The sequence below is a fragment of the Spirosoma panaciterrae DSM 21099 genome (assembly GCF_000374025.1).
Lineage (GTDB): Bacteria > Bacteroidota > Bacteroidia > Cytophagales > Spirosomataceae > Spirosoma > Spirosoma panaciterrae.
On the sequence record NZ_KB893217.1, the window covers coordinates 26,043 to 49,488 of the forward strand.

Annotated in this window: 24 protein-coding genes; 6 read left to right on the plus strand and 18 right to left on the minus strand. The window is 47.8% G+C overall.

The window, feature by feature from the left end; translation table 11 throughout:
* The first annotated feature begins 63 nt into the window (after positions 1-63).
* Together B153_RS0127575 and B153_RS0127580 are read left to right on the plus strand one after the other, a co-directional pair.
* A complete protein-coding gene (locus B153_RS0127575; RefSeq protein ID WP_020599984.1) occupies positions 64-1,521 on the plus strand; it encodes a dihydrolipoamide acetyltransferase family protein in 1,458 nt (485 codons plus the stop codon).
* Between the two features lie 95 nt (positions 1,522-1,616).
* Positions 1,617-2,144: a 5' nucleotidase, NT5C type gene (locus B153_RS0127580; protein WP_020599985.1), complete on the plus strand. Its 528-nt coding sequence runs from the start codon at positions 1,617-1,619 to the stop codon at positions 2,142-2,144.
* Between the two features lie 90 nt (positions 2,145-2,234).
* On the opposite strand, the gene B153_RS0127585 is transcribed toward B153_RS0127580, so the two are convergent.
* The 3 genes from B153_RS0127585 to B153_RS0127595 form a co-directional block, all read right to left on the minus strand.
* Positions 2,235-3,047, minus strand: a complete 813-nt coding sequence (locus B153_RS0127585; protein ID WP_020599986.1) for an acyl-CoA desaturase — start codon at positions 3,045-3,047, stop codon at positions 2,235-2,237.
* A 151-nt stretch (positions 3,048-3,198) separates the two neighbouring features.
* Entirely contained in the window at positions 3,199-3,858 is a 660-nt protein-coding gene (locus B153_RS0127590) for a DUF4159 domain-containing protein (RefSeq protein WP_020599987.1), read from the minus strand.
* Positions 3,855-4,562 carry an RsmE family RNA methyltransferase gene (locus tag B153_RS0127595; protein ID WP_026262504.1) on the minus strand — a complete coding sequence of 236 codons (708 nt, stop codon included), beginning with the start codon at positions 4,560-4,562 and terminating at the stop codon, positions 3,855-3,857. Before B153_RS0127595 ends, B153_RS0127590 begins: the two co-directional genes overlap by 4 nt.
* A 103-nt stretch (positions 4,563-4,665) precedes the next feature.
* Here B153_RS0127595 and mtaB point away from each other — a divergent pair, with 103 nt between their 5' ends.
* Together mtaB and B153_RS0127605 are read left to right on the plus strand one after the other, a co-directional pair.
* Positions 4,666-6,054, plus strand: a complete 1,389-nt coding sequence (gene mtaB / locus B153_RS0127600) for a tRNA (N(6)-L-threonylcarbamoyladenosine(37)-C(2))-methylthiotransferase MtaB (RefSeq protein ID WP_020599989.1) — start codon at positions 4,666-4,668, stop codon at positions 6,052-6,054.
* 131 nt (positions 6,055-6,185) lie between these two features.
* Positions 6,186-6,548 carry a DUF1304 domain-containing protein gene (locus B153_RS0127605; protein WP_020599990.1) on the plus strand — a complete coding sequence of 121 codons (363 nt, stop codon included), beginning with the start codon at positions 6,186-6,188 and terminating at the stop codon, positions 6,546-6,548.
* A 283-nt stretch (positions 6,549-6,831) separates the two neighbouring features.
* On the opposite strand, the gene B153_RS0127610 is transcribed toward B153_RS0127605, so the two are convergent.
* The 3 genes from B153_RS0127610 to B153_RS0127620 form a co-directional block, all read right to left on the minus strand.
* Positions 6,832-8,166 carry an ammonium transporter gene (locus tag B153_RS0127610; RefSeq protein ID WP_020599991.1) on the minus strand — a complete coding sequence of 445 codons (1,335 nt, stop codon included), beginning with the start codon at positions 8,164-8,166 and terminating at the stop codon, positions 6,832-6,834.
* A 65-nt stretch (positions 8,167-8,231) separates the two neighbouring features.
* On the minus strand, positions 8,232-9,407 hold the full coding sequence (locus B153_RS0127615) for an outer membrane beta-barrel protein (protein WP_020599992.1): 1,176 nt from the start codon (positions 9,405-9,407) through the stop codon (positions 8,232-8,234).
* Between the two features lie 359 nt (positions 9,408-9,766).
* Complete coding sequence (locus B153_RS0127620; RefSeq protein WP_020599993.1) at positions 9,767-10,117, minus strand: 4Fe-4S dicluster domain-containing protein; 351 nt, start codon at positions 10,115-10,117, stop codon at positions 9,767-9,769.
* 134 nt (positions 10,118-10,251) lie between these two features.
* Here B153_RS0127620 and B153_RS0127625 point away from each other — a divergent pair, with 134 nt between their 5' ends.
* A complete protein-coding gene (locus tag B153_RS0127625; protein ID WP_020599994.1) occupies positions 10,252-11,271 on the plus strand; it encodes an acyl-CoA reductase in 1,020 nt (339 codons plus the stop codon).
* Between the two features lie 54 nt (positions 11,272-11,325).
* Here the strand turns inward: B153_RS0127625 and B153_RS0127630 are convergent, their stop codons facing one another.
* From B153_RS0127630 to B153_RS0127670, 9 genes are all read right to left on the minus strand, one after another.
* Entirely contained in the window at positions 11,326-13,038 is a 1,713-nt protein-coding gene (locus B153_RS0127630) for an alpha/beta hydrolase (RefSeq protein ID WP_020599995.1), read from the minus strand.
* 142 nt (positions 13,039-13,180) lie between these two features.
* Positions 13,181-13,606, minus strand: a complete 426-nt coding sequence (tssD, locus tag B153_RS0127635) for a type VI secretion system tube protein TssD (protein ID WP_020599996.1) — start codon at positions 13,604-13,606, stop codon at positions 13,181-13,183.
* Between the two features lie 72 nt (positions 13,607-13,678).
* Positions 13,679-14,653 (minus strand): hypothetical protein, encoded by a 975-nt coding sequence (locus tag B153_RS0127640; RefSeq protein WP_020599997.1) that lies wholly within the window; start codon positions 14,651-14,653, stop codon positions 13,679-13,681.
* A gap of 30 nt (positions 14,654-14,683) precedes the next feature.
* Complete coding sequence (locus tag B153_RS0127645) at positions 14,684-15,592, minus strand: hypothetical protein (protein ID WP_020599998.1); 909 nt, start codon at positions 15,590-15,592, stop codon at positions 14,684-14,686.
* Between the two features lie 83 nt (positions 15,593-15,675).
* Positions 15,676-16,515, minus strand: a complete 840-nt coding sequence (locus B153_RS0127650) for a proline and serine-rich protein 1 family protein (protein WP_020599999.1) — start codon at positions 16,513-16,515, stop codon at positions 15,676-15,678.
* Between the two features lie 10 nt (positions 16,516-16,525).
* Complete coding sequence (locus B153_RS0127655; RefSeq protein ID WP_020600000.1) at positions 16,526-16,870, minus strand: hypothetical protein; 345 nt, start codon at positions 16,868-16,870, stop codon at positions 16,526-16,528.
* 80 nt (positions 16,871-16,950) lie between these two features.
* Complete coding sequence (locus B153_RS0127660) at positions 16,951-17,466, minus strand: hypothetical protein (protein WP_020600001.1); 516 nt, start codon at positions 17,464-17,466, stop codon at positions 16,951-16,953.
* Positions 17,467-17,567: 101 nt separating this feature from the next.
* Positions 17,568-18,080, minus strand: coding sequence for a lipocalin family protein (locus B153_RS0127665; protein ID WP_020600002.1), 513 nt, complete (start codon positions 18,078-18,080; stop codon positions 17,568-17,570).
* A gap of 76 nt (positions 18,081-18,156) precedes the next feature.
* Positions 18,157-19,011 (minus strand): LGFP repeat-containing protein, encoded by an 855-nt coding sequence (locus B153_RS0127670; protein WP_020600003.1) that lies wholly within the window; start codon positions 19,009-19,011, stop codon positions 18,157-18,159.
* 309 nt (positions 19,012-19,320) lie between these two features.
* On the opposite strand from B153_RS0127670, the gene B153_RS36960 reads away from it, so the two are divergent.
* Positions 19,321-21,198: a sensor histidine kinase gene (locus B153_RS36960; protein ID WP_051097362.1), complete on the plus strand. Its 1,878-nt coding sequence runs from the start codon at positions 19,321-19,323 to the stop codon at positions 21,196-21,198.
* A gap of 82 nt (positions 21,199-21,280) precedes the next feature.
* Here the strand turns inward: B153_RS36960 and B153_RS0127680 are convergent, their stop codons facing one another.
* The 3 genes from B153_RS0127680 to B153_RS38080 form a co-directional block, all read right to left on the minus strand.
* The gene (locus B153_RS0127680; protein ID WP_020600004.1) at positions 21,281-21,904 is read right to left on the minus strand and encodes a response regulator; all 624 of its coding nucleotides are present in this window, start codon (positions 21,902-21,904) and stop codon (positions 21,281-21,283) included.
* A 125-nt stretch (positions 21,905-22,029) separates the two neighbouring features.
* The gene (locus B153_RS0127685) at positions 22,030-23,121 is read right to left on the minus strand and encodes an ATP-binding protein (RefSeq protein ID WP_169518500.1); all 1,092 of its coding nucleotides are present in this window, start codon (positions 23,119-23,121) and stop codon (positions 22,030-22,032) included.
* 16 nt (positions 23,122-23,137) lie between these two features.
* The gene (locus tag B153_RS38080; protein WP_169518501.1) at positions 23,138-23,368 is read right to left on the minus strand and encodes a hypothetical protein; all 231 of its coding nucleotides are present in this window, start codon (positions 23,366-23,368) and stop codon (positions 23,138-23,140) included.
* Positions 23,369-23,446 lie beyond the last annotated feature (78 nt).

Sequence of the window (23,446 nt, forward strand, 5' to 3'; positions counted from 1 at the left end):
TTCTATTGCTTTTGTGCTAACCATTCTCGCTTCTCGCTCCTAACTACTCAATCCTTAACGAATATGGCGCTCATCGACATGATTATGCCCAAAATGGGCGAAAGTATAATGGAATGTACGGTCATTACCTGGTTGAAACAACCGGGCGACCGTATCGAAGCCGACGAGTCTGTACTGGAAGTAGCGACTGATAAAGTCGATACCGAAGTACCAGCCCCGTTTGCGGGTGTTTTGAAAGAATTGTTGGTAAAAGACGGCGATGTAGTGGCGATTGGGGCTCCCATCGCTCGCATTGAAGTCGACGCGAAGGAAGCAACAGAACAAGTCGCCAAACCCAACAGCGACCAGCCCGACGATGCCCAGGATATGCCCAAAGGCATTGGCGATATTGCCCGGCCTGAACCAGCTAACGCATCGTCAGATCCCGAAAATCACGACATTACTGAAGTAGCTCGTGAGCTGGAAGCCAGCATTTCGGCCCTAAGTAGTCGCCCTGTGGCCTCTGAGCAGGGAACGACTGGCCACAAACCCATATTGGCCAGTGATGCCCCTATTTTTGCAAACCGCTTCTACTCTCCGCTCGTTCTGAACATTGCCAAAGAGGAAGCCGTATCCCGTGATGAACTGGACCGTATTCCAGGTTCAGGTGCCGACAATCGGGTTACCAAGAAAGACATACTGGCCTATGTCATCGATCGGGCTGAGGGGCGCGTAGCAGAGCGCAAGCAGCCAGGCGTTGAACGCTTTGAGCAGCCAGCCGTCCCCATGCGTCAGGGTTCGGGCCCCGAGTCCCCTGCACCACGCTCCCTAAACGGCCAGATGGATATTATCCAGATGGATCGGATGCGGAAGATGATCGCCCAGCGCATGGTGGAGTCGAAGCAGATTTCGCCCCATGTCAGCTCGTTTGTAGAAGCCGATATGACCCCCGTTGTTGACTGGCGAACGAAAGTGAAAGACCAATTCAAACAGCAAACGGGTGAAAACCTGACCTACACACCTATCCTGGTCGAAGCCGTCGTTAAAGCCATTAAGGATTTTCCGATGATCAATATATCGGTGGAAGGGGATCGTATCCTTGTAAAAAAACAGGTCAATATTGGCATGGCGGTAGCGTTACCCAACGGCAACCTGATTGTGCCGGTTATCCATAATGCAGATCAATACAATCTGGTAGGTTTGACCAAAAAGGTGAATGATCTGACCAAACGAGCCCGCGAAAATAAGCTGACAGCCGATGATCTGGCAGGTGGCACATACACCATCTCCAATATCGGTACGTTCGGTAACCTCATGGGTACCCCAATCATTGTACAACCTCAGGTAGCCATCATGGCCTTTGGGGCCATCGTCAAGAAACCGGCTGTCATCGAAACCCCACAGGGCGACTTCATTGGCATTCGTCAATTAATGTTCCTCTCCCACTCGTATGATCACCGCGTTGTCGATGGATCATTAGGTGGCCAATTTGTCCGGCGCGTCGCCGATTACCTTGAACAATTTAAACCGGGATTCATGTGATTTAACGGACCGACTATGATTTTGCTTTCAGAGAAAGCGGATAAAGACAAATCATAGTCGGTCCGTTAAATCACATAAATCCCGGTCAGAAACTTATGAAACAACGCATTGCCATCGACATGGATGATGTCATGGCCGACACACACGCTAAATTCGTTCAACTCTATCTGGAGGGCGAAATGCCCCGTTTTACCCTCGAACAGTTGAAAGAAAAATCATTTCACGAGCTGTTCGATGAACACGAGTACCTGGCATTATCGCAACGGGTGTACGAACTTGGCTTCTTTGCCGATATTGAGGTGATGGAAGGAGCACAGGAGGTCATTGCCGATCTTATGCAGAAATACGACGTCTTTGTAGCATCGGCCGCCCAGGAATTCCCCAACTCACTTCGCGAAAAATGGGATTGGTTGCAACGGCATTTTCCGGCTATTACCTGGCACAACTATATCTTTCTGGGCGATAAAAGTGTCCTGAATACAGACTTTCTGATTGACGACCTCCCTCGGAATCTTCGCACATTTCAGGGGGAAGGGCTTCTGTTCGACGCGCTTCATAACCGCGAAGACACGCAATTCCGGCGGGTTAACTCATGGTATGAAATAGCTAAAGTGCTTTTGTAGTGCTTGAAACGATCCCGACAAAACGAAAAAGCCCTGATCGATCAGGGCTTTTTCGTTACCTTTTCAGGTACAATCTATGGCTGGTGTATACTACCCTTCCACTTCCTCCTGCACGTCGACCCGACGGTCATGACCTACTTCCTGCTGTGCTTTTCTGGCTTCTGCCGAAGGGCGTAACCGAACAATATGCAGTTTGTGCAGGATTCCGATGAGTGGGTAGGTTGGATCGAATTCAAACCATTTCGCCCCAAAATTAGCAGCATTCGGACGCTTGTGGTGGTTGTTCTGAAAGAGTTCGCCCATCATAACCACATCCAGCACCAGCGAATTTTTCGACTGATCGTGATTATCGAAGTTCGAATAGCCGTATTTATGACCACTCCAGTTGATGATAGCCCCGTGCACGGGTCCCATTACATAGTGAACTGGCAATAGGAAGAAGAAGGCCCAGTGCATATCCAGGTAAATGAATGCAAAGATATAGAACACACTGTAGAGCACACCCCAGCCAATCCGCGACACCCACGAGTCGCCTAGTTTTTCAATGAAACTCCATTCTGGATAATTGCGGTCGAACTGGCGCTCAACGGCATATTTACGGTGCAGAACGGCATTGTAAATATCTTTGGTCTTCCACATCATCGTGAAGATGTTCTTGGTATGATGCGGAGAATGAGGATCTTTTTCGGTGTCGCTAAACGCATGGTGCATCCGGTGTAGAACCGCATAAGCCCGTGGGCTCAGGTACGATGACCCCTGCGAGATGTACGTCAGCGTGTAAAAGAACCGCTCCCAGAATTTGCTCATCGAGAACATTTTATGGGCTGAATAGCGGTGAAGGAAAAAAGTTTGGCAGAACAGGGACAGATACCAGTGCCCAATGAACGCGGCCAGTACAATCACAATCTTTACTAAATTAAAGGGTGAAACTACAAGTCACTAAAAATAGTAATACAAAACTAACGAATTTCCATTGGATTAGCCCTAGCTTCCTCAAATAATTTAAGTCTGGATAAGTTCTATTGAACCTGTAAGGCGAAGGCTTTTTGCCAACTTAGTTGGTCGTAGTTGCGTATTGCAGCAAATTAGCCCCCATCCGCAATGCCTGCTGCCGTACGGGCTCAGGGTCGTTGTAAACGCTCTGATCTTCCCAGCCGTTGCCTAAATCGCATTCGTAGCTATAAAAACAAACCAGCCGCCCCTGATAGATCAGTCCAAAACCTTGTGGCGCTTTCCCGTCATGCTCATGTACTTTGGGAAGTCCATTTGGAAACTTGAATTTCTGCTGATATACCGGATGATTGAACGGCAGTTCGATGAAGGTCAATTCGGGAAATACTTTTTTCATTTCCCGTCGAATAAACTTATCCAGTCCATAATTATCGTCGATGTGTAAAAATCCGCCCGACATCAGATACCGACGCATATTCTGCACTTCAGCATCGTTGAAAGTAACGTTGCCGTGGCCCGTCATATGCACAAACGGATACCCAAAAATATCGGGGCTTCCCGCTTCCACGATGTCCTCTTCCGGGAAGATATTCATCCGCAGATTGGCATTGGCAAACTTAATCAGATTCGGCAGTGACGTCTTGTTCGCATACCAGTCACCACCGCCCCCGTATTTCAACTTCGCAATTTTATAGGCATACTGTGCCTGCACAACAAATGACGCTGAGAGCAGAAGAGTCAAAAGAAAAAGTCGCTTTTTCATGCATGTATAAAATTCAATAGCTGACAGGCTGTAAGTGCAGCCGTTTCGGTTCGAAGTCGATTCGTTCCTAGGGTTACCATCTGGAAACCAGCCGAAGCAGCCAGTTTCAATTCGGTTTCCGAAAAATCGCCTTCCGGCCCGATCAGTACCGCATATCGACGGTTGGCCACGGCCACTTTTGCTAAGTTAATCACTGGTTCGTTAGCAGGCGAATCCAGGCTGGGCAAATGTGCAATAAACCGCTCTTCTTCGTCGATTGTTCTGATCAGTTCACCAAACGGAACAGCCTCATCCAGACGGGGCAAAAACGATTGCAATGACTGCTTCATGGCCGCAATGGCAATTTTTTCCAGCCGCTCCAGCTTGAGTACCCGACGCTCGGAATGCTGCCCGAAAAAGAAGCTGATCCGTTCAATCCCAACCTCGACCGCTTTCTCCACAAACCATTCAATGCGGTCCAGATTTTTGGTTGGAGCCACACAGATCCGGATCGAAAACGGTCTTCCCGGCGTCGAATGGGTTTCGGTTATTCGAAACCCACAACGCCGAACATCCGCCTGAGTGATAACGGCTGTGTACTGATTTCCGTGTCCATCCGTAACAGCAATAATCTCGCCAACGCCTAAACGCAACGTTTTGACCGCATGGCGAGAATCGTCTTCACTCAAATAAGAAACCGAATCCGGTTGATAGAATAAATGCATACGTATTGTAAAATGAGGGCTTTTGCCGAATCGTATATAAGCCAGCCCAAAACTAATGACAAAACTGAAAGCCCAGCCTGTCATGTAGTTAGGTACCGCATATATGAGTCAACGGAACCCAGCCCATCGTTTTTTTGTAATTTTGCAAGATAGATCATCTGCTGTGAAAAAAGTCGCTTTTTATACCCTCGGTTGCAAACTGAATTTTTCCGAAACGTCTACGCTGGCCCGGTTAATGGAGCAGCATGGATACGAACGCGTAGAATTCAACCAGCAACCCGACATCTTCATCATCAACACCTGCTCCGTAACCGACAATGCCGACAAAAAATGCCGGAAAATTGTCCGCGAAGCCCAGAAGATTAACCCCGACGGCTATGTAGCGATTCTGGGTTGTTATGCCCAGCTAAAACCCAAAGAGATTTCCGAAATTCCGGGGGTCGATGCGGTACTGGGTGCGTCAGAGAAATTCCGGTTGCACGAACTGATGCCAACGTTTGTGAAAGTCCCCAATGGAGAACCTGCTCAGGTCTTCAACTCCCCCATCGAAGAAGCCATCGAGTATCATGCCTCCTACTCGCTCAACGATCGTACCCGTACCTTCCTGAAAGTACAGGATGGCTGCGATTATCCATGTGCCTACTGTACCATTCCGCTGGCACGGGGAAAAAGCCGTTCGGATACCGTTGCCAACGTCGTAAAAGCCGCCCAGGAAATTGCCGAACGTGGCGTAAAAGAGATTGTTCTGACAGGTGTAAACATCGGCGACTTTGGTCTGATCAATGGCCAGCGGCAGGAAACCTTTTTCGATCTGGTTCGGGCGCTGGACGACGTAGAAGGCATCGAACGGTTTCGTATTTCCAGCATCGAACCCAACCTGCTGACTGACGAGATTATCCAGTTTGTGGCTCAGTCGAAACGGTTTGTCCCTCATTTTCACATCCCGTTGCAATCGGGCAGCAACCGCGTACTGGGCCTGATGCGTCGTCGATACAAGCGCGAACTGTATTCGGATCGGGTACAGAAAATTAAGGAGTTGATGCCTCATGCCTGTATTGGCGTAGATGTGATTGTGGGCCATCCCGGCGAAACGGATGCAGAATTCAAGGAAACCTATCTGTTCCTGAACGAATTACCGATCTCGTATCTACACGTATTTACGTATTCGGAGCGGCCTAATACAACCGCCCTAGGCATCAAACCAATTGTTCCGGGCCACGTACGGGCCGAGCGGTCTAAAATGCTGCACATTCTGTCCGATAAAAAACGTCGTGCTTTCTATGACGAACAGATTGGTGAAACAGCTACTGTACTGTTTGAAGAAGATGTTCAGGAAGGCCTGATGCAGGGTTTTACGGAAAACTATGTCCGTGTTGTCGCCAAATACGATCCCCTGCTCATCAACGAAACGCTTTCGGTCCGCTTAATCGGTGTCAATGCCGAAGGGTTAATGGAAGTTGAAGAGCCCGAAGCCATTCTGGAGAAGCATTGAATTAGGAATAAACCGCAAAGGCGCGAAGACGCAAAGAAATACACTATTGTGAAATACTTTGCGTTTTCGCGCCTTTGCGGTTTTATAAAAGCTGGATTAAGACAATAACTATATACTCTCCCATTCATCCTATGACCTTACCTGCTAAAATTCTGATTGGTCTTGTGGCCGTAGAGCACATATATATCTTATGGCTGGAAATGTTTGCCTGGACAACCCGTGGCCGGAAAACATTCCGCTCGTTGCCGGCGGAGTTGTTTGAACCAACGAAATCACTAGCTGCCAACCAGGGATTGTACAATGGTTTTCTGGCGGCAGGACTCATCTGGTCGCTACTGATCCAGGACCCCGCCTGGTGCATCAACGTTGCCGTCTTTTTCCTGGGCTGCGTTATAGTAGCAGGAATCTTTGGTGCTGTTACGGCGCAAAGATCCATTTTCTGGGTTCAGGCCATGCCCGCTATTATCGCCTTACTGATCTTGCTGATGGCCTAAAATAGTCAGGAATGGTCGAAGGTGATCAACCATCGTATTACAAACTTTGACTCCCCTTGACCATTCCTGACTACTCTTTTCAATTCCTGACTAAATCTGACCATTTCCATAAAAACAGGAAACCGCCCCCAAGTGGGAGCGGCTCCATGAGTACAACAAAACCACAGATAAAACTGCCAGACATAATGGCCAGACAGGGTGCCTGTGGCTCAGTTGATGTATGATATTTTAAGTATGATGTAGGCTATGCATGAGTCATCTATAGCCTACATCATACATACGTTTACGCTTCAATGAGGAATTCGTCGTGCTGGCTTATGTCCAGACCAGACTTCTCGTCTTCTTCAGTAACACGTAGTGGCAGGATCAGATCGGTTACTTTCAGCAGTACGAACGACATACCGAATGCGAAAACAGATACGCCGATCAGCGCAATCATGTGCTCAACGAACAGACCCGTTTCACCAAAAGCCAAGCCTTCAACCGTTACAGCCGAGTTAACACCTTTGCTGGCGAAAATACCCGTCATTACCATACCAACCATACCGCCTACACCGTGGCAAGGGAATACGTCAAGCGTATCGTCCAGAGTAGACTTTGAGCGCAGGTGAGCAATGTAGTTCGAGATGATAGCCGCAATGGCCCCGATGAAAATAGCCGTTGGAACCGTTACAAAACCAGCCGCTGGCGTAATGGCAACCAGACCTACTACCGCACCGATACAGAAACCCAGCGCTGATACTTTTTTGCCTTTCGCAGCATCGAACAGCACCCAGCCCAGACCAGCAGCCGCAGCAGCCGTGTTGGTGGTTGCGAAAGCCGAAGCAGCCAGTGGCGAAGCCGCTACTGCCGAACCCGCGTTGAAACCGAACCAGCCAAACCACAGCAAACCTGTACCCAACAGTACGAAAGGAATATTGGCAGGTGGGAAATAGCTCGCTTCTACGTGCGACTTCCGACGCTTTAGATACAGAGCACCTGCCAGAGCAGCCCAACCAGCCGACATGTGCACAACCGTACCACCGGCAAAATCAAGTACACCCCGCTTAAACAGGATACCGTCCGGATGCCAGGTCATGTGCGCCAGGGGAGCATATACGAATATGCTGAACAGAATCATAAACAGGACATACGAGCGGAAGTTGATGCGCTCAGCCATCGAACCTGTTACCAGGGCCGGGGTAATCACGGCAAACTTCAGTTGGAAGAAAGCGAAAACAACCAGTGGGATCGAAGCCGCCAGCGACCAGGGCTTACCATCCAACACGCCCTTGAACATGAAGTGATCCATTGGGTTACCAATAAATCCGCCAATATCAGAACCAAATGCCAGGCTGAAACCAACGATCACCCACAATACACTGATCACGCCCATGGCAATAAAGCTTTGCAGCATGGTTGAGATCACATTTTTGTTGTTCACCATACCGCCGTAGAAATACGCCAGACCAGGGGTCATCAGCAGAACAAGAGCGGTTGCCACCAGCATCCAGGCGGTATCGCCTGAGTTGATGCCTTCAGTCACAATTTGCGTTGGTACGCCGTTGAAACCAGGTATTATACCCAGAACGGCAAATACTAACAGCAAAACCAGAGGAATGTAATTGGGCTTTTGCATAATAATTGAGGTTTTTTGTTGTACTGGTTAATTGAAAAACTAGGTTAAGAAAACGGGGATACGAGTTAGAATTTAAAGATGGCTGCCATTCCGAGTGTCGTCTGAGAGGTCGTCAGCGAGCCATCGTTTTTCTCAAACTTATTGGCCGAGTAGCTGTCAATCCGTAATTCAGGCTTCAGCAATACGTGGCCATCGCCGGTGGTAATATTGCCTGTGATGGTGATCGAGTTTACGCTGGCACCATTTCCGGCAGCATCGGTGAGCGCACGGGCTCCACCTTTGTTATCAAACGTCTCATAGCGAGCGCCTAAACCAAATTTATCTGAGAAGGCATAGTTCGTATAGATAGCCGCACCGCCCCAGCTTTTGGTCGTAGTAGGACCACCAACACCTTGGTAATCACCCTTTTGCGAACCAGCAGCCGCATTCAGTCCCAGGAAGAATTTCGACGTGATCTGGTAGGTCGTTGTCAGGTCGAAGAGTTGGTACATGGCATTATCGGCACTGACGGCTACAGTTCCATTTGGGTTGGTAACATCCTTCGACGCTTCGTTCGACATGATGGCGTTCAGATAGACGTTCCAGCCCGAAACTGGCGAGAAGAAGAACTGGCCGATAAGCCCTTTCTTTTTGTTGTTATCAACCAGATTATCTACGTTGTTCACCAGACCCAGCATCAACGAAGCCCGGTCGCTGAATGCATACTGCGCTTTCAGACCGATGTGATAGAAGGGGCCGTTGTTGAAGAGGTTCGACAGCGAGTAGTTGTAGTTGACCGGCGCATCGATTACCTCATAACCAATGTGCGTTCCAAACTGACCTGCCGTAAACGACAGCTTGTCGGATGCTTTCAGCGTAATATACGCTTGCTTAATCGCTAAAGCCGTCGAACCAGGAGTGCCCAGCAACCCAACGTTGTTCCCATAGTTCCCCAGATCTCCGAAGGTTCCGAAGGTGAGGTCCATAACCGCATCCACATGAGCAGATGAGTAAGCCGCTTTGGCCTGAACTAACCCAATGCCAAACTGGCCAGCCTTTTGGTCAAAAGCACGCGCATTCCCAACCCCACTACCGTTTAAACCCAAATTTGACTGACTCTTTGGATTGTTAAAATTACCAAAGTAATAGGTGTCCAGATAGCCCGAGAAAGTGAATTTTCCGGGTGCAGCAGCGGTTGTGTCCTGCGCCTGAACGCCATAACCTAAAAACAAAGAACTAAGAAGTAAAATTGCTTTTTTCATACTATAAATTTGGTTGTGTAGAGTAGGTACTGCGGTCTTATTTCGAAGCAAATTTTGTTACATAAATTATTCTACGCAAGCAATAGTGCAAAAAAATTAAGCTGTTTTGTGTTTTTTAGTCAATTTTATTTAAAATATACTACTTATTCTATCATAAATACTGAAAAACGATGAAAAATATTAACTGTCAACATATTTGGCTTATTGATTCATTTACCAAATATTATTTTTTTTAATTTATAGCATTTTGAATGCGTCATTCCGATTCTCTGCGGCCATTTCGTCCGAACCAAAAACAGAAAAGCCCCCTCATGGCCATGAGGGGGCTTTTCTAAAAAAAATTAAAATCTCAGCTTGCCTTAGGCTTCGGCATGAAGCCAGGCTTTTTTGGCCAGAAGTGTCTCGTCGTCCTCTTCGTGGTCAGGATCAGGCACGCAACAATCGACTGGGCAAACAGCCGCACACTGCGGCTCTTCATGAAAGCCCATACACTCGGTGCATTTATCGGCTACAATGTAATAGAACTCGTCGGAAACGGGGGCTTGTGGATCTTTTCCGCCCACAACTGTACCATCACCAAAATCGACTTCGGTCAGTTCGGTTCCTCCACCCCAGGTCCATTCGACACCACCTTCGTAGATCGCTGTATTGGGGCATTCAGGTTCGCAGGCACCACAGTTGATGCACTCGTCGGTGATCATGATTGCCATGAGCAGTACTTATTTATAGATCGTAAATTTTTATCTCTGTAAATCGAACAACAAATATAACTATTTAAAGGTTGGCCGCAAACTAAAATTTCATTACATTAGTTGATGGGGTATTCCATTTGTTTATTTCTTACATGCTTCACTCTGAACGCCTGCAAACGTTCGTGGCCCTGGGCGAGTTTCTTCGCTCGGCCGACGCTCAGCCCGAACTTGACGAAATTGCCCAGCGGGCTTATCATAAGAATAACTGGTTCACACCCATTAACTCACAAAATGCGTTACGGGCTATCGCCGATCAGTTTCTGACTGCCGACAAACTTTCTGCCTGGACGAATCAGTATACCAGTGAACCCACAACCCCTAAAACGGTCGGGGTAGTGATGGCGGGCAATATCCCAGCCGTTGGCTTTCATGATCTGCTCTGTGTGGTCATGAGCGGGCATAAGTTACTAGCCAAACTTAGTAGCCAGGATTTTGTACTTATTCATTATTTAATACAAAAATTAAAGGAGATTAATCCGGCATTTTCTGGGTGGATCGAAGAAGCCGAACGGCTCAATGCCGCCGATGCCTACATTGCCACGGGAAGCAATAATACGGCTCGCTACTTTGAGTACTATTTTGCTAAAAAGCCCCATATCATCCGTAAAAACCGCTCATCGGTAGGGCTGCTCATGGGTGAAGAATCAGACGATGAGTTCGTACATCTTGGCCATGATATTTCGGATTACTACGGCTTAGGCTGCCGGAATGTATCTACATTGCTCGTACCAGAAGGGTATGATTTTACGCCCATGCTGCGTGCACTGGAGCCTCAGGCCAGCCTGTACCTCAATAACCACAAATACCAGAACAACTACGATTACAATAAATCGGTCTACCTGATCAATGCAATACCGCATCTTGACAATGGGTATCTGCTGGTTACGAAAAACGATGGCCTGGTTTCGCCAATCTCAGTCATTTATTACCAGACTTATCAGACTCAGGATGACGTTACCAACTGGCTTACAGCTCATAAAGACCAGATTCAGGTAGTTGCTTCGGCAAAAGGGTGGCGCACGGGCAGTATTCCTTTCGGCCAAACCCAATGCCCTTCCCTGACCGACTATGCCGACGGCATCGATACCATGGCCTTTCTTTCAACCCTATAAGAGGTACAGGAAAAGCAGAAAAGCGATTTCAGTCCTTTCTGCCTTTCCTGCCTATCAATATCGCCAGCTTGTGAGGTCAGCCCCTGCCGGGTGGCTGGCCTCGATCCGTTTTAAGATCTTCTCTACATACATTGTATTGTAACGTAGTCGGCTGATGTAGTTGGGTTGAGTAGGATCGCCATTCCAGCAGTGTTCAGCCCGATCGCCATAGGCCACTTCGCTATAGGCGGGTGGATTTTTTACGGTTTTCAAAAAATCTTCCATCAGGTACACGGCGTTGTTGAGATAGTAGTTGTCCATATCGCCACAGTAGATATGGATTTTTCCGGTAACCTTAGGCCCCAGCGTTTTCCAGTCGCGCTTCAGAATATGGAGTAGATCGTAATGCTCACGCCAGTAAGCGGCTACCGTTTGGTCGATCTCGCCCGTCATTTTATTCCAGATTCGTTTCGGGTATCCATCGGCCCCTACCGGCGAAAATACGGCTTCCCATATATCAAACTGATCGCCCGAACGGGTATGCGTGCCTACAACCAGTTCGCGGTGATTGGTTTCCTCCATCGTCCATTGCACTTGCCCAAGATAGTTTCGCTGACCGGGGCGGGGTGTCCGCCGGAAGGTGCCTTCCTGATAATACGCGTTTTTCTCTTTATACAGGTTAAAGACCGTATAGGCTTCGAAGCTGATCGGATCAGGGCAAGCCGCAAAACAACCGTTAAATTCGTCGGGGTAGAAAACCTGAGCCGCCAGCGCTTCCCAGCCACCCGTACTGCCACCATAGGTAAACCGGGCCCATCCCTGCCCAATACCCCGGAACCGCTTTTCAATCTCGGGCAAAAGTTCGTACATAATGGCATCACCATAGGGGCCCAGGTTTTCGGAGTTTACGGCGTAGGAGTCATCATAATACGGATTAGCGTGCTGAATTTCAACGATCAGCATCCGGGGAAAATCTTTGCTCGTCCATTTTTTGTAGAAATCATAGGCTTCCTGCGCTACGATTTTGTTGTACCCATGAATATGAAAGCGTTCCGAATAATCGGTCGTATCCATATTGGCAGACGGTGGTGTTTCACTAAACCCCGCAAAATCGGAGGGAAAATGACCGTGGAATATACAAAGTGGATAACGGGCCTCGGGGTGCTCGTCGAAACCAGCCGGGATCAGTACATGTGCGCCCAGATACATGGGCCGTCCCCAGAACTCAGTCAGGCGTTTGCTCTGAATCTTAATGTGCTTCACAAATCTGGTATCTTTCGGCTCGGGCAAAGCAGGGTTTTGCTGATCCATGACCACCGTAAAGGTTTGTTTAGCCCCTGATTTCAGATTGATTTTCTGCGGCTTACTAAACAAATTACCCGGCGCTGTACGCCAATTTTGACCTTCTCCCCGATCCATCGGTAACTTGACCACATGCCCGTCCTTCCGTTTGAAGGTTTCGTATTTATGCAACACGGCCTGCACATAATAATCGCCCGATGGAAGGTCTTTCAGGCTCGCCTTGGGGTAGCCAAACACACTACCGTCGATCGTGGTCACCTGGCCAGGTTTTAAGCCATTGACGTCAATACCAAATAGCTGGGCCGTAGCCACCCCATCGCTGACCTGAAATCGGGGGTCGGTCTTATCGGTTTTTGCCAGAATGAGCAACACACGCCCATCGAGTGGCTGCTGGCTCTGCGATGCCGCGAATGAAACCGAAAATGTTGTTTGGGCCTGGGCGACTGTACTTAGTAAGCCAAGTAAAAGAAGTAGCACCTTGTTCATAAAGTAGTTCAGGTTGATTATCAGCCGATAAGATACTGAATTTACAGAATAGAGCGAAGCTGTTCTGCATTTACCTGCCTACAAAAAGCCACCCTATGCGGAGTGGCTATTCTACGAACGCATTTTAGAAAACAGAAGGCGACTACCACCGATTAACGTGTGCCGTGTCGAACATTTTTAGTTCACGCGCCGTCAGGGTCAGGCTAAGCGACATCGGTGCCGATCCTACTTCGGTGAAGCTTTCGCTGTATTGCACACAGTAAACATCCGTTAGTTCAAGTTTTTTCTGCACCTGTTCGGAATCGATATTCCGAAACTCAATCTGAGCCGATTCCTTTTTGCCATCGGCGTCAATCATCCACTCCCAAAGTTGCTTCATGGTATCCATGCCTGAGGGCGTAATCTGCACAAATACCGTACCACCAAATACTTTGGAGGCAATCCGTCCTTTATCGTCGATGGATTGCGAAAGCGAAAAATTACAGGAATTTACGGGGATTGCGTCGTCACCTGTGGGCCCACCTGCCCACGAAAAATAAGCGTCGAAACTGGAAGCAAAATCTGGCATGGTTATAAATAGTAAGAGATAATTTAGCTACGAATAAGACAGAATCAACAAACTCTATATCAGAGCACTTACCTATCGACCAAACCGTCGTTCAATTCCATCGATATGAAGCTCTTTGGCCTTTCCACGAATAAAATTGTCCGCCATCCGACTTTCCCGGCTCACTAAAGATGGAATATCGTTGAAGTTAAAGGTTCGACTACCTATTCGGAAACTATCTAAATGGTATCTGGATAATCCAGGGTCTGTTATCAATTCCAGGTATCGATAAAGTCCTACCATTTGTGGGGGCGACAAGGGTGGCAAATTCCCCTGTTGACGTTTTAAACGATACCACTGCACTTTAGGGAAATTAGATTGGTCATCAATAATAAATGGGCTATTCCCATCAGAGTTTATAAAATTAAAGGCCGAGAATCCATCAAAGACCTGACTAAAATCACCGCCAATGCCTCCATGCGAGGTAATAAAGCTTCTATGTATCTCTCCTCGCACACGTGAGTTTGCCCAAAAGTACCTTGACCTAAACTCTGGGTGCCTTGTTGCATGAACAACATGCTCTGCATTCTGTAGCGTGGTTAGGTTATCATGCCGGATGGGTACTGCCCTGTCCCCTCCAATGACCATGTCCATATCAACAGCATCGTACAGACCAAGAAAATAGATTTCTATTCCTAATCTATACAGTGCTTTTGTAGCTTGTATTCCAATATGTCCTCCCCGGCTATGCCCAACTATACATACCTTTATTTCATCCGTTCCCGGTGATTGACTAGCTAATCTGTCATACATCTGCCTGACATAATTGACAACCCGGATCACCACTTGCCTATCCTCTAACCCCAAATTACCTGGCCCATGCCAGTAAGCCTTCGCATTCCCATATGAATCTGCCTCAACTGGTGGGTTATTTGGCCGATAATGCTCCTGCACATTTGTAGCAATGTCCCGGTAGAAACAATATACATGGCTATTTGTACCATCTGGTCTTCGCCACTTGCGAGAACCCGTCCCGTCGATTGCGGCTAGAATAAATTTGGTTGCCATCTGATTACTCTTGTAGAGATTACCTATTTATCAAAACCGGAACAACAGTCCAGTACTTAAACCTACACTGCTGATATGTACGTTAAGACTCGGAAGTTGAGACACATCGATTCCACCCTGAGTTGTTCGGACATACTCCCCCTGGCTCTTGTACTGAGAAATCGACAAGTTGCTTTGCAGTACAGTCCCATTTTGATTGGTAGTTACCGACGAAATCAGATCTTCTCTTTTTTCAAATGATTGCGTGTAGGCAACTAACTCGGCAAAGCCGCGTAGATGCTGACTTAGTCGTAATTGAATGCCTAAGGCAACCTGATACCCAACAGCCAAACCGTTCTTACGGCTGTCAATTGTATATTCATTTTTTATGGCGGTCCCATTTAAAGGGGTCTCTATTCTGTTTTGCACAATGTTGTAATCAAGAACCAATCCACCAACCAGACCCAGCCTGTTATAGATATAATAAGAAGGTCGTGATAAAGCTTTGAAAGTAATATTAGGTACAAACGACAGCACCTTTAAGGTCGTTGCTCTAGTAAGAATGTAGTTGCTATTTGATTCCTTGTAGGCAGAGCTGGTCTCCAGTTTGTCGCCCAGTAACAAATCTGCGTCAATACCGACATTGACAAAATCGCTAATAATGAAACCAATACCACCCCCAATACGCGGACCAGCGCCTAAACCTTTACTCGCTACGTTAAAGCCGGTCGATGTACGACTCAAAGATCGGTCGGTGCCTAAGGTCACTAGACTGTAAAAACCATAAGCCTTTAGATAAAAGGGCGATTCTACAGCCTTAGGATTGCGCGGACTCAAAGCGGACGTTGCCACTCCACCCACCGAAGCTTGCGTATTCTGCGTGATAAACGATTGCGCCTGAATAGTCTGTAAACCAGCAATCAGACCAATAAAAGGGAGAAAATAACGGTATGTAATCATTGTTTTGCGGAGAAATGGACATGGATTGCTTTGATTCGCCAATGGTGTTTATTCGCCTGTTGCTTCTGGCGTACTCCGTTTGTTCAGCGACGATTTCGGATAAATGTCCGCAACTCATCTTTCGAGGTGTCGAAATCGAACGCATCGGTGATCTGATCGTAATTTTCGCGGTCCGTTACGAAACTATAGGCATATTTTGCGAGAGGTAGCTTGTCGGAATCGAACGTAAACAGAGCTAGTAATGCCAGAATCTGGTCGGTGCTGAAACAGCGTTTGGCGGCCAGTGCAGCTTTCAGGATTTTAGGCTTTTCGGTGTCGAAGGTAACCGCTTCTACCCGCTCTTTGATGCGATCCAGATCGGCGCTGCTCACCACACAGTCGACTCGGTTGGGCGCTGAGTAAGCATTGCTTTGGCTCTGGTAAGTGGGCTGCCCTTCGCCTATGTAGCGAAAACGCGTGCCTAATCGGATACTGCTGACGCGGTCGGTAGGCTGCAAAAACGCAAACTTATCCTGCATCCCCATTTGCCGGGTCATCATGATGGCGGTGGCTGTGCGCTCCTGCTGGTTCTGGGAAGCCACGGTATTGGGAGCCCAAAGCTGAAGCTGGTCGCCCGTGCGGTAAACGGTATAAACTTCCGTTTTGCCATGTACATCGGCATACACTTCGTTGCCTTGCTGCCGATAGGTGCCCGACTCGCCGTTCATCCGAAACGTACCGTTCGGCAAAAACTCGGCAACCAGCCGATTTCGGGCCGGTTTTGACCCAAAATGCGGTTGTTTTACTTCCAGGATTCCGGCTTTCAGGATCGTGGTAATTTCGAGCGAAACTTCCTCCGCTTCCCATCGGCCCGTCAGGGTCTGGGCTGAAACAGACACGTCCGTTAACAAGCAGACCAACAGTAAACAAAAAGTAGTTTTCATGATAGATGGTTTATTGATCAGGCATGGGCTGGTTTCTCAGATGCGCAATAGCCTGAATAATGACGTGCAGTTCGCTTAGCTCTTCTGTAGGCCCTCCTCCCGATTCAAAGGTGGTAACCTGTCCGGTTTCGTGAACAAAACAGCCCAGTACAGATGTATGCGTTGGCCAGTTTTCAATTTTTACTAGGAAGCCCTCCGGCCGGATACTTTTCAACACGTCGCGACTCCGGGTATAACGCATAGGTAAGGAATGCCCGAGAAAATGACTTACATGCAGATCAAGGGTATCCAATGCCGACGAATCGTTGGGGTCGGTCGACTCAATCAACGTAATAAGGGCAGGTGCATCAATCATCGTCTAAATGGATTACTTGTCGTATTTCGTAACGAATGACGGTCGTCGATAAGCATGTCGTACCTACAACGCGATAGCCGTTAAAATACCCAACCGATGGACACACCCGGCAGAATGGTGGCCAAATGAATCCGGAACAAAAAGCCATTGTACGCTGTGTATCGATAACCGATCAGTAATGAGGGTATATAATTCCAGTCTGGTTTGCCATAGTCAAACCCAATAACCTGGCCACTTGGCAATACCGATCGGGTCGGTGCTCGCCGAAAAACCCCGGCAAACCCAAGTTCAAGCATAGCCCGGCCCCGGCCTGTACCATACGTCAGGTAATGCGGCACTGTTTGCCCGGTTATACTAACCACTGGGCCGGTGAATCCTTCGGCAATACCAATACCGGCGTTGATATACTGATGTCGATCCTCAAAAGCCCGGTAATCGTCGGTAAACCGGAAAGAACCATGTACTTGTGCCCCTATACCCAGTGTAGCGCCCAACAAGTCGGCCGATAGCCCTACCCGCATCCGGTGGGGTATTACCTGAGCCTTAGCCGTCAGCCCCAGCAGAAGCATGCTACCAGCAATAATGAATACGTTCATGAGTTGGTGTGGAGAATAACCTATAACGATATAGCATATACGTCGCTCTACTACTAGCCCCAATAGCAGGCCATGAAATCCGCCATACAATGACATTTTACTCAGTTAACCCTTTTGTACACCGAAATCGGGTACACTTCGGATGCTTTGGTGGCTTTGCTGATATTGGTGTACTCTCCATCGCCCCCACTGCTTCCGTTCAGTTCCCTGGCCCAACCTTTTGCTTCTTTTAGTTTGTCGGCTTCTGACAATCCGGCAATGATGTTATTACCGATCACGGTCAATTGGTCGCCTATAAGTGTCACTTTGCCGGTTTCAGCAGTGGCTCCATAGCGTAGGGTGATCTGATCGCCAGAAAGCGTGTAGGTATAGGCAGGCGACAGACCACTAGTCGTCCCATCGGCTTTAAACTCGATTGTATTGCCCGAAGTGAGTTTTCGAGTACCTGTTTTGTCATACTGGCTCCCATTGACCTCATACACAATGCGATATTGATAGGCTTGCTGTTGCCATTTACCAACAATGTTAGGCGTTACATCAGACTCTTTTTTACAGGCCATTGCCAGTATACACACAAGAAGTCCGATACGGATAGAAAATAAACTCGTTTTCATGATTACTAATGATTTGTTGTGCCTCTGAAAGGCATTTGATGATTAGGCTTATCTCTGAATAGGGCAAGTAGAAACGTCAGTAGCATTTGTTTGATGGAGCTATTGTTTTACCGTCTGCAAGCACTGGCTTCAATGAGCTCCCATCGGGGTATTTTATGGCTTTGTTGAGGTAATAACCACATCCATTATCCTCTACTCCGATGTATCCGTTCTCGAACTGCGTTAAATAGGCTCTGTTTCCTTCATAATACGAAGTGGTTGAAGTTGGCAATCCTAACCAACCTGTATCATAGCCGGTTGAACCATATAATGTTTGGCTCTTTCCCCAAAACGCCTGTGCTCCCGTCGTTGAATTCCAGTAAATCTGTCCAGCTTTAAAGACATTGTAACGACCACGTTTGCTGGTCAAATCCAGTTCATCCGTTGTTGGATAGCCCAAAACACCATCCCACCTGTTCAGCGAAGTGTATTTTTTGTAAATGTCCCCGTACACGGTTACGGCTTCACTTACAGCCGTTGATTTGAGAATGATTCCCTTTTCAAATTCCGCGTAAACGCAGCCACTTCCACAAACTTTCGCGTCAGATGTAGGATAGCCCAACGCACCCTTGTTGAACGTCTCCTGTCCTATGGCATCATATTTACTGACCAGATCAGGGGCGGCTAGCCCGAACGTTCCGATATTGGAATGATAAATGGCTAGCGTTTTTCCGTTGTAACTGTAATACTGTACGTAGGCATTTCCGCCTTTTGTTTTCTGAGGATCACCAACCTTGTTTATATTCTGGGTATCCCAGCCCAGCGCCTTGTACTTCTCCGAAAAAATAGTATCGATGCTTGTGTCGACAGAGTCATCATTTTTCTTGCAGGATACGCCAACGCTAACGAGGGCGATCCAGAGGAGGGGTTTGAAAAATTGGAAACGGGTCATGATGGATAGTGCGAAAAGCCTATTTGGTTACGACAAAGCTACCTCGCCACCATACGCCCGTAAATCCCATAAAAGGGGGATAAGTCCATCTGGTAAAGTAGTCCTAGCGTCTATCCGTCACCATAAGAAGCACGTCAACGCATCTGGTTTGCCCGTTACTGGTCAGGCCTGCAAGTGACACTCAACACCTAACTGGTAACCACAAGGTATATTGGTATCGAAGCCATGATAGCCCTTTGTTAATGTCGCAAATTTACAATGGCCGACTTGCGTTGCTGGTTAGATTGCCTCCGGCAAACTTCCTTTTAAATGCACGTATCCACATACTACAAGGAGCGGTTCTACCTATTCATTTTTCTCTTAAGCACCATCGGGGCTCAGGCACAAATCTATACCTATCCATTCACGAATGGCCGTGCCGAACTACCCGCCTTCAGCCCGACAAAAAATAAACCTGTATGGTCAACCTATACGATTCGCAATCCCCAGACAAACTCAGTGGAGGTCATTCTGTTTCAGGAAATAGATCAACTGATTGTCTATAAGATGGATCAGGGAAAATTGACTTTGCTGGGGCAGTCGGGTTGGCTCTATCCAGCTCATGCCCTTCAGTTTGACCAATATCCAGAGTTTGGCCTGCTTCACCGGAACGGGTTTCTGTTTCGGATTCCTCCGAAGCAAACCATTCAGATACGGGTCGTTTACCAGAATCGAACCTTCGATACCAACAGCCTTTTCTACCCACTCCTATTCAGCCGGGAAGGCTATCAGCATTTTCAGAACCATCAGCTTACCAAACATTTACAGACTCGTTATCTGGGAATGATTTTTATTGGCAGTCTGCTGATTATGTTTTTATACACGATCATGCAGTACGTTATTCTGGGCGATCGGGTACTTTTCTATTACGCCCTGTATGTGCTTCTGGTACTTCTACGGAGTATGATGGCCGACGATTACATGCACTTTATAGACCATTGGCCCTTGCTTCGTTCGATTGGTTTTGTGAGCCGTCACTCCCTGAGCTTTCTATACTGGTCACTGGCGGCTTATGGATTGTTTCTGTGCGAATATATTCAGCTATCGGCCCGAGCGCCCTACGCCAATGCCGTTCACCGGATATCGATCGGTATCTTCATCTTGCTGGGCCTTGGCGATATGCTGGTAGTAGTCGACAAGTTTACCGTTCCGGTTTGGCAACAGATTCATCGAATCACCGACCTTGGATTGGTTCTGTTCGGGCTATATACCCTCTACACAATCGGTCGTCTTTATGATACCGTTACCAAGTTTTTATTTTGGGGCATTCTGTTCTTCTTGCTGAGTGGCATTGCTTCGATTATCAATCGTTCTGTTTTCTGGGGTTCATCAACCCTGTACGATGCTGAAGTAGCCATTTTTATAACAGGCTATATACTGGAAATTGTAACGTTCGCGCTGGGCATCGCCCAAAGGCATGAGTTAATTCGTCAGGAAAAACTACAAATGCAGCAATTATGGATTGAACAACTTCAGGAAAATGAGCGTAAACAGACCCGGCTCAACAACCTGCGCGACGAGATTGCCCGTGACCTCCACGATGAAATGGGTTCACAATTAAGCGCTATCAGCATTCTGAGTCAAACAACGGCCAGGCTTGTTTTGGACCCACGGGTTCGACAAAGACTGTCAGCCATTGGCCAGACCTCCCGGCAGGTGATGGATTCAATGCGGGAAATTGTCTGGAGTCTGAACTCCGCCAGCGATTCACTGGCCCCCGTTGGACTGCGGATTCAGGACATTGCGTATTCACTTTTCAACGAAACCTCCGTCAACCTTCATCTTGATCTGGGCAACAGCAACACCTCAATCCGCCTAACGGAGAAACAGAAACGAGAGATATGCCTCATTAGCCGGGAATGCCTCACCAACATCATCCGGCACGCCAAAGCAACGCAGGTGAGTATATCTCTCCAGATTAGCCCCAATCTCCTGCAGTTAATCATTTCAGACGATGGGCTGGGTTTTGACAGGACAACGAATAGCCCAGGATTAGGCTTACGAAATCTTTGTCAACGAGCTGAGAATCTGAATGCCGATTTACGAATCGAATCAGTACGCGGGCAAGGCACCACCCTTACGCTACACTGCCCCCTGGAAACAGAAAGTCCGCTACACCGATTACCTTTCAAAACAATTTCGTCTTAATACTAGATAGTTAGGTAGTACAGACCGAAACCCCATGAGCACATTTCAGATTGAAGAAGCCATCAGCGACTTTTTCTGATCGTTAGGGGCGATACTTCGCTACGGCTTCAACCACCGAGTGAACGTGCAGCTTTTCGTAAATACGCTTGATGTGTGTCCGAACGGTTTCAATCCCAACACCTAGCTCAACAGCCACCAGCTTATAACTCATCCCCTGCGCCAGATAATGGAGCACCTGGCCTTCACGAGCCGTCAACTGATCGAGGTTGGCACTTTGTCCAGCTCGTGCCGGAAACGTCTGGATCACTTTACGGGCAATACTGGGCGACATGGGTGCTCCACCCGCATACACCGACTGAATCGCTTCGATGATCTGGTCGGGCGTTGTGCTTTTGAGGAGGTAGCCCGATGCACCCGCACATAGCGCCCGGAATACGCGGTCATCATCATCAAATACGGTAAGCATCAGTACCTCTACCGTCGGAAACTCCCGATGCATGCTCATAACGGCCTGAATTCCGTCTCGGCCTGGCATGTCGATATCCATCAGAATAACGTCGGGCTGGTATTGGTACACCTGATCGTTGGCCCGCAGGCAGTCACCAAATGACCCTACCAACACGCATTCGTCGGCATCATCGACTAGTGTACCCAGAGCTTCCCGCAGTGGCGCGTTATCTTCATAAATCAGGACACGAATCGGCATAAAAACGAAAGAAGATGGGGGTGAATAGCTACATTCATTCACTACAGCAATGTAAAGATACAGGCGAAGTATGTCCAAAGAGTATCCCATATTTGGGGGATACTCCAGCGGCTGGCCGAAAAACCTCAGACGGTAAAACGCAGGGTAAGTGTTGTTCCCTGCCCAGGCTCTGACTGTATAGTGAGCGAGCCATTTAACAGAGCAGCCCGATTTTGCATATTCCGCAATCCATTACCCCCTGAAGGGTTCAGAAAGACCGGATGTTGCGGATCGAACCCCCGCCCATTATCGCTTACCTCCAAGCAAAGTAAACTTCCTTCACAACCCAACCGAACACCAACCTGACTTGCCTGAGCGTATTTGGCAGCATTCGTAATGGCTTCCTTATAGATCAGAAAAAAGTCCCGTCGGTTCTCGGCCGACAAACGTATCTGCCGTACCTCATCCGACACCTCAAACTGACAGGATACCCGCGTTGACGACTCATCGCCCGTAGCAAACAGTGTTGAAGCTACGTCGCTCATCCGGGCAATCACCTGCGTCATAGAATCATGATCGGGATTGATACTCCAGACAATATCGCCCATCGAATCCATCACCTGCCGGGCCGTCTGCCCAATTCGGTCCAGCGTGGCCTGCGCCTTGGCCGGGTCTTTGGTTACGGAACGCTGCGCACTTTGACTCAGAATACTAATACTACTGAGATAACTCCCCATATCGTCGTGCAGATCGCGGGCAATGCGGTCGCGTGTTTGCTGAAGACGAAGAAATTGCCGGATACGATAGAGGTAGAAGAAATAAAAAACGAGCCCAATAATAGACGAGACAAACAGGAAAACTAACGGACTAAACCACCACTTTTGCCAGGCCAGCGACTCAATCGTGATAGCGAGTTGCTGACGTATTTTGGGGTTTGTCTTACTCCGCACCAGGAATGTGTACTGTCCGTCGGGTACATTGGTGTAATATACATATCGGTTGTTTGTAGTAAGAAAATACGTTTCCAGCCCCTGTAACTGATATTCGACCTGGCTCAGGGAATCGGACGTGTGAAAGTAAATAAAGAAGAAATTTTGGTCGTGTTTCAGAATAAGTGTAGAATCGAATTGTCGGAAGGAGATGGTTTCCAGCCGATTACTATACGCGATAGCAGGCGAAACAACAGAGTCGATCTGTATAGTTTTTCCTATCAGACAGTTGGGTATAACCAAGAGCAAGAAAAGCAGACTATGTTTACTTCTTGGCATAATGCAAGCCCCGGGCATAAAGTACATTTTCTACTACGCTGATTAGGTATGTAAACGAATACAGTATGTAGGCCGCTGAAACGGAAATAGTCAGAATATAATCGGAGAAAAGGCTATCTGGAAGGGTAAAAATGCGTTTGATCAGAATCCCCAGAAATATCCAGAAGAAAGGTTGCTGGTTTAGTGCTGAATGCGTTGTCAGCAGTAATTGCCTCATCCCATAAATTGTAACCAACGCAATCCAAATATTCGCGGTAGTACCGGAAAAGGCGTTATGATGACCTGCTCCTGCCCC

Bases quoted from the DNA above. Each gene is read 5' to 3' on its own strand.
- B153_RS0127595 (WP_026262504.1), bottom strand. From the start codon at position 4,562: ATGCATTTATTCTATCAACCGGATTCGGTTTCTTATTTGAGTGAAGAC.
- B153_RS0127655 (WP_020600000.1), bottom strand. From the start codon at position 16,870: ATGATTGATGCACCTGCCCTTATTACGTTGATTGAGTCGACCGACCCC.
- B153_RS0127670 (WP_020600003.1), bottom strand. From the start codon at position 19,011: ATGACCCGTTTCCAATTTTTCAAACCCCTCCTCTGGATCGCCCTCGTT.
- B153_RS0127620 (WP_020599993.1), bottom strand. From the start codon at position 10,117: ATGGCAATCATGATCACCGACGAGTGCATCAACTGTGGTGCCTGCGAA.
- B153_RS38080 (WP_169518501.1), bottom strand. From the start codon at position 23,368: ATGAGGCAATTACTGCTGACAACGCATTCAGCACTAAACCAGCAACCT.
- B153_RS0127625 (WP_020599994.1), top strand. From the start codon at position 10,252: ATGCTTCACTCTGAACGCCTGCAAACGTTCGTGGCCCTGGGCGAGTTT.
- B153_RS0127590 (WP_020599987.1), bottom strand. From the start codon at position 3,858: ATGAAAAAGCGACTTTTTCTTTTGACTCTTCTGCTCTCAGCGTCATTT.
- B153_RS0127610 (WP_020599991.1), bottom strand. From the start codon at position 8,166: ATGCAAAAGCCCAATTACATTCCTCTGGTTTTGCTGTTAGTATTTGCC.
- B153_RS36960 (WP_051097362.1), top strand. From the start codon at position 19,321: ATGCACGTATCCACATACTACAAGGAGCGGTTCTACCTATTCATTTTT.
- B153_RS0127580 (WP_020599985.1), top strand. From the start codon at position 1,617: ATGAAACAACGCATTGCCATCGACATGGATGATGTCATGGCCGACACA.
- B153_RS0127650 (WP_020599999.1), bottom strand. From the start codon at position 16,515: ATGAAAACTACTTTTTGTTTACTGTTGGTCTGCTTGTTAACGGACGTG.
- B153_RS0127605 (WP_020599990.1), top strand. From the start codon at position 6,186: ATGACCTTACCTGCTAAAATTCTGATTGGTCTTGTGGCCGTAGAGCAC.
- B153_RS0127630 (WP_020599995.1), bottom strand. From the start codon at position 13,038: ATGAACAAGGTGCTACTTCTTTTACTTGGCTTACTAAGTACAGTCGCC.
- B153_RS0127660 (WP_020600001.1), bottom strand. From the start codon at position 17,466: ATGAACGTATTCATTATTGCTGGTAGCATGCTTCTGCTGGGGCTGACG.
- B153_RS0127615 (WP_020599992.1), bottom strand. From the start codon at position 9,407: ATGAAAAAAGCAATTTTACTTCTTAGTTCTTTGTTTTTAGGTTATGGC.
- B153_RS0127575 (WP_020599984.1), top strand. From the start codon at position 64: ATGGCGCTCATCGACATGATTATGCCCAAAATGGGCGAAAGTATAATG.
- B153_RS0127665 (WP_020600002.1), bottom strand. From the start codon at position 18,080: ATGAAAACGAGTTTATTTTCTATCCGTATCGGACTTCTTGTGTGTATA.
- tssD (WP_020599996.1), bottom strand. From the start codon at position 13,606: ATGCCAGATTTTGCTTCCAGTTTCGACGCTTATTTTTCGTGGGCAGGT.
- B153_RS0127680 (WP_020600004.1), bottom strand. From the start codon at position 21,904: ATGCCGATTCGTGTCCTGATTTATGAAGATAACGCGCCACTGCGGGAA.
- B153_RS0127645 (WP_020599998.1), bottom strand. From the start codon at position 15,592: ATGATTACATACCGTTATTTTCTCCCTTTTATTGGTCTGATTGCTGGT.
- B153_RS0127640 (WP_020599997.1), bottom strand. From the start codon at position 14,653: ATGGCAACCAAATTTATTCTAGCCGCAATCGACGGGACGGGTTCTCGC.
- mtaB (WP_020599989.1), top strand. From the start codon at position 4,666: ATGAGTCAACGGAACCCAGCCCATCGTTTTTTTGTAATTTTGCAAGAT.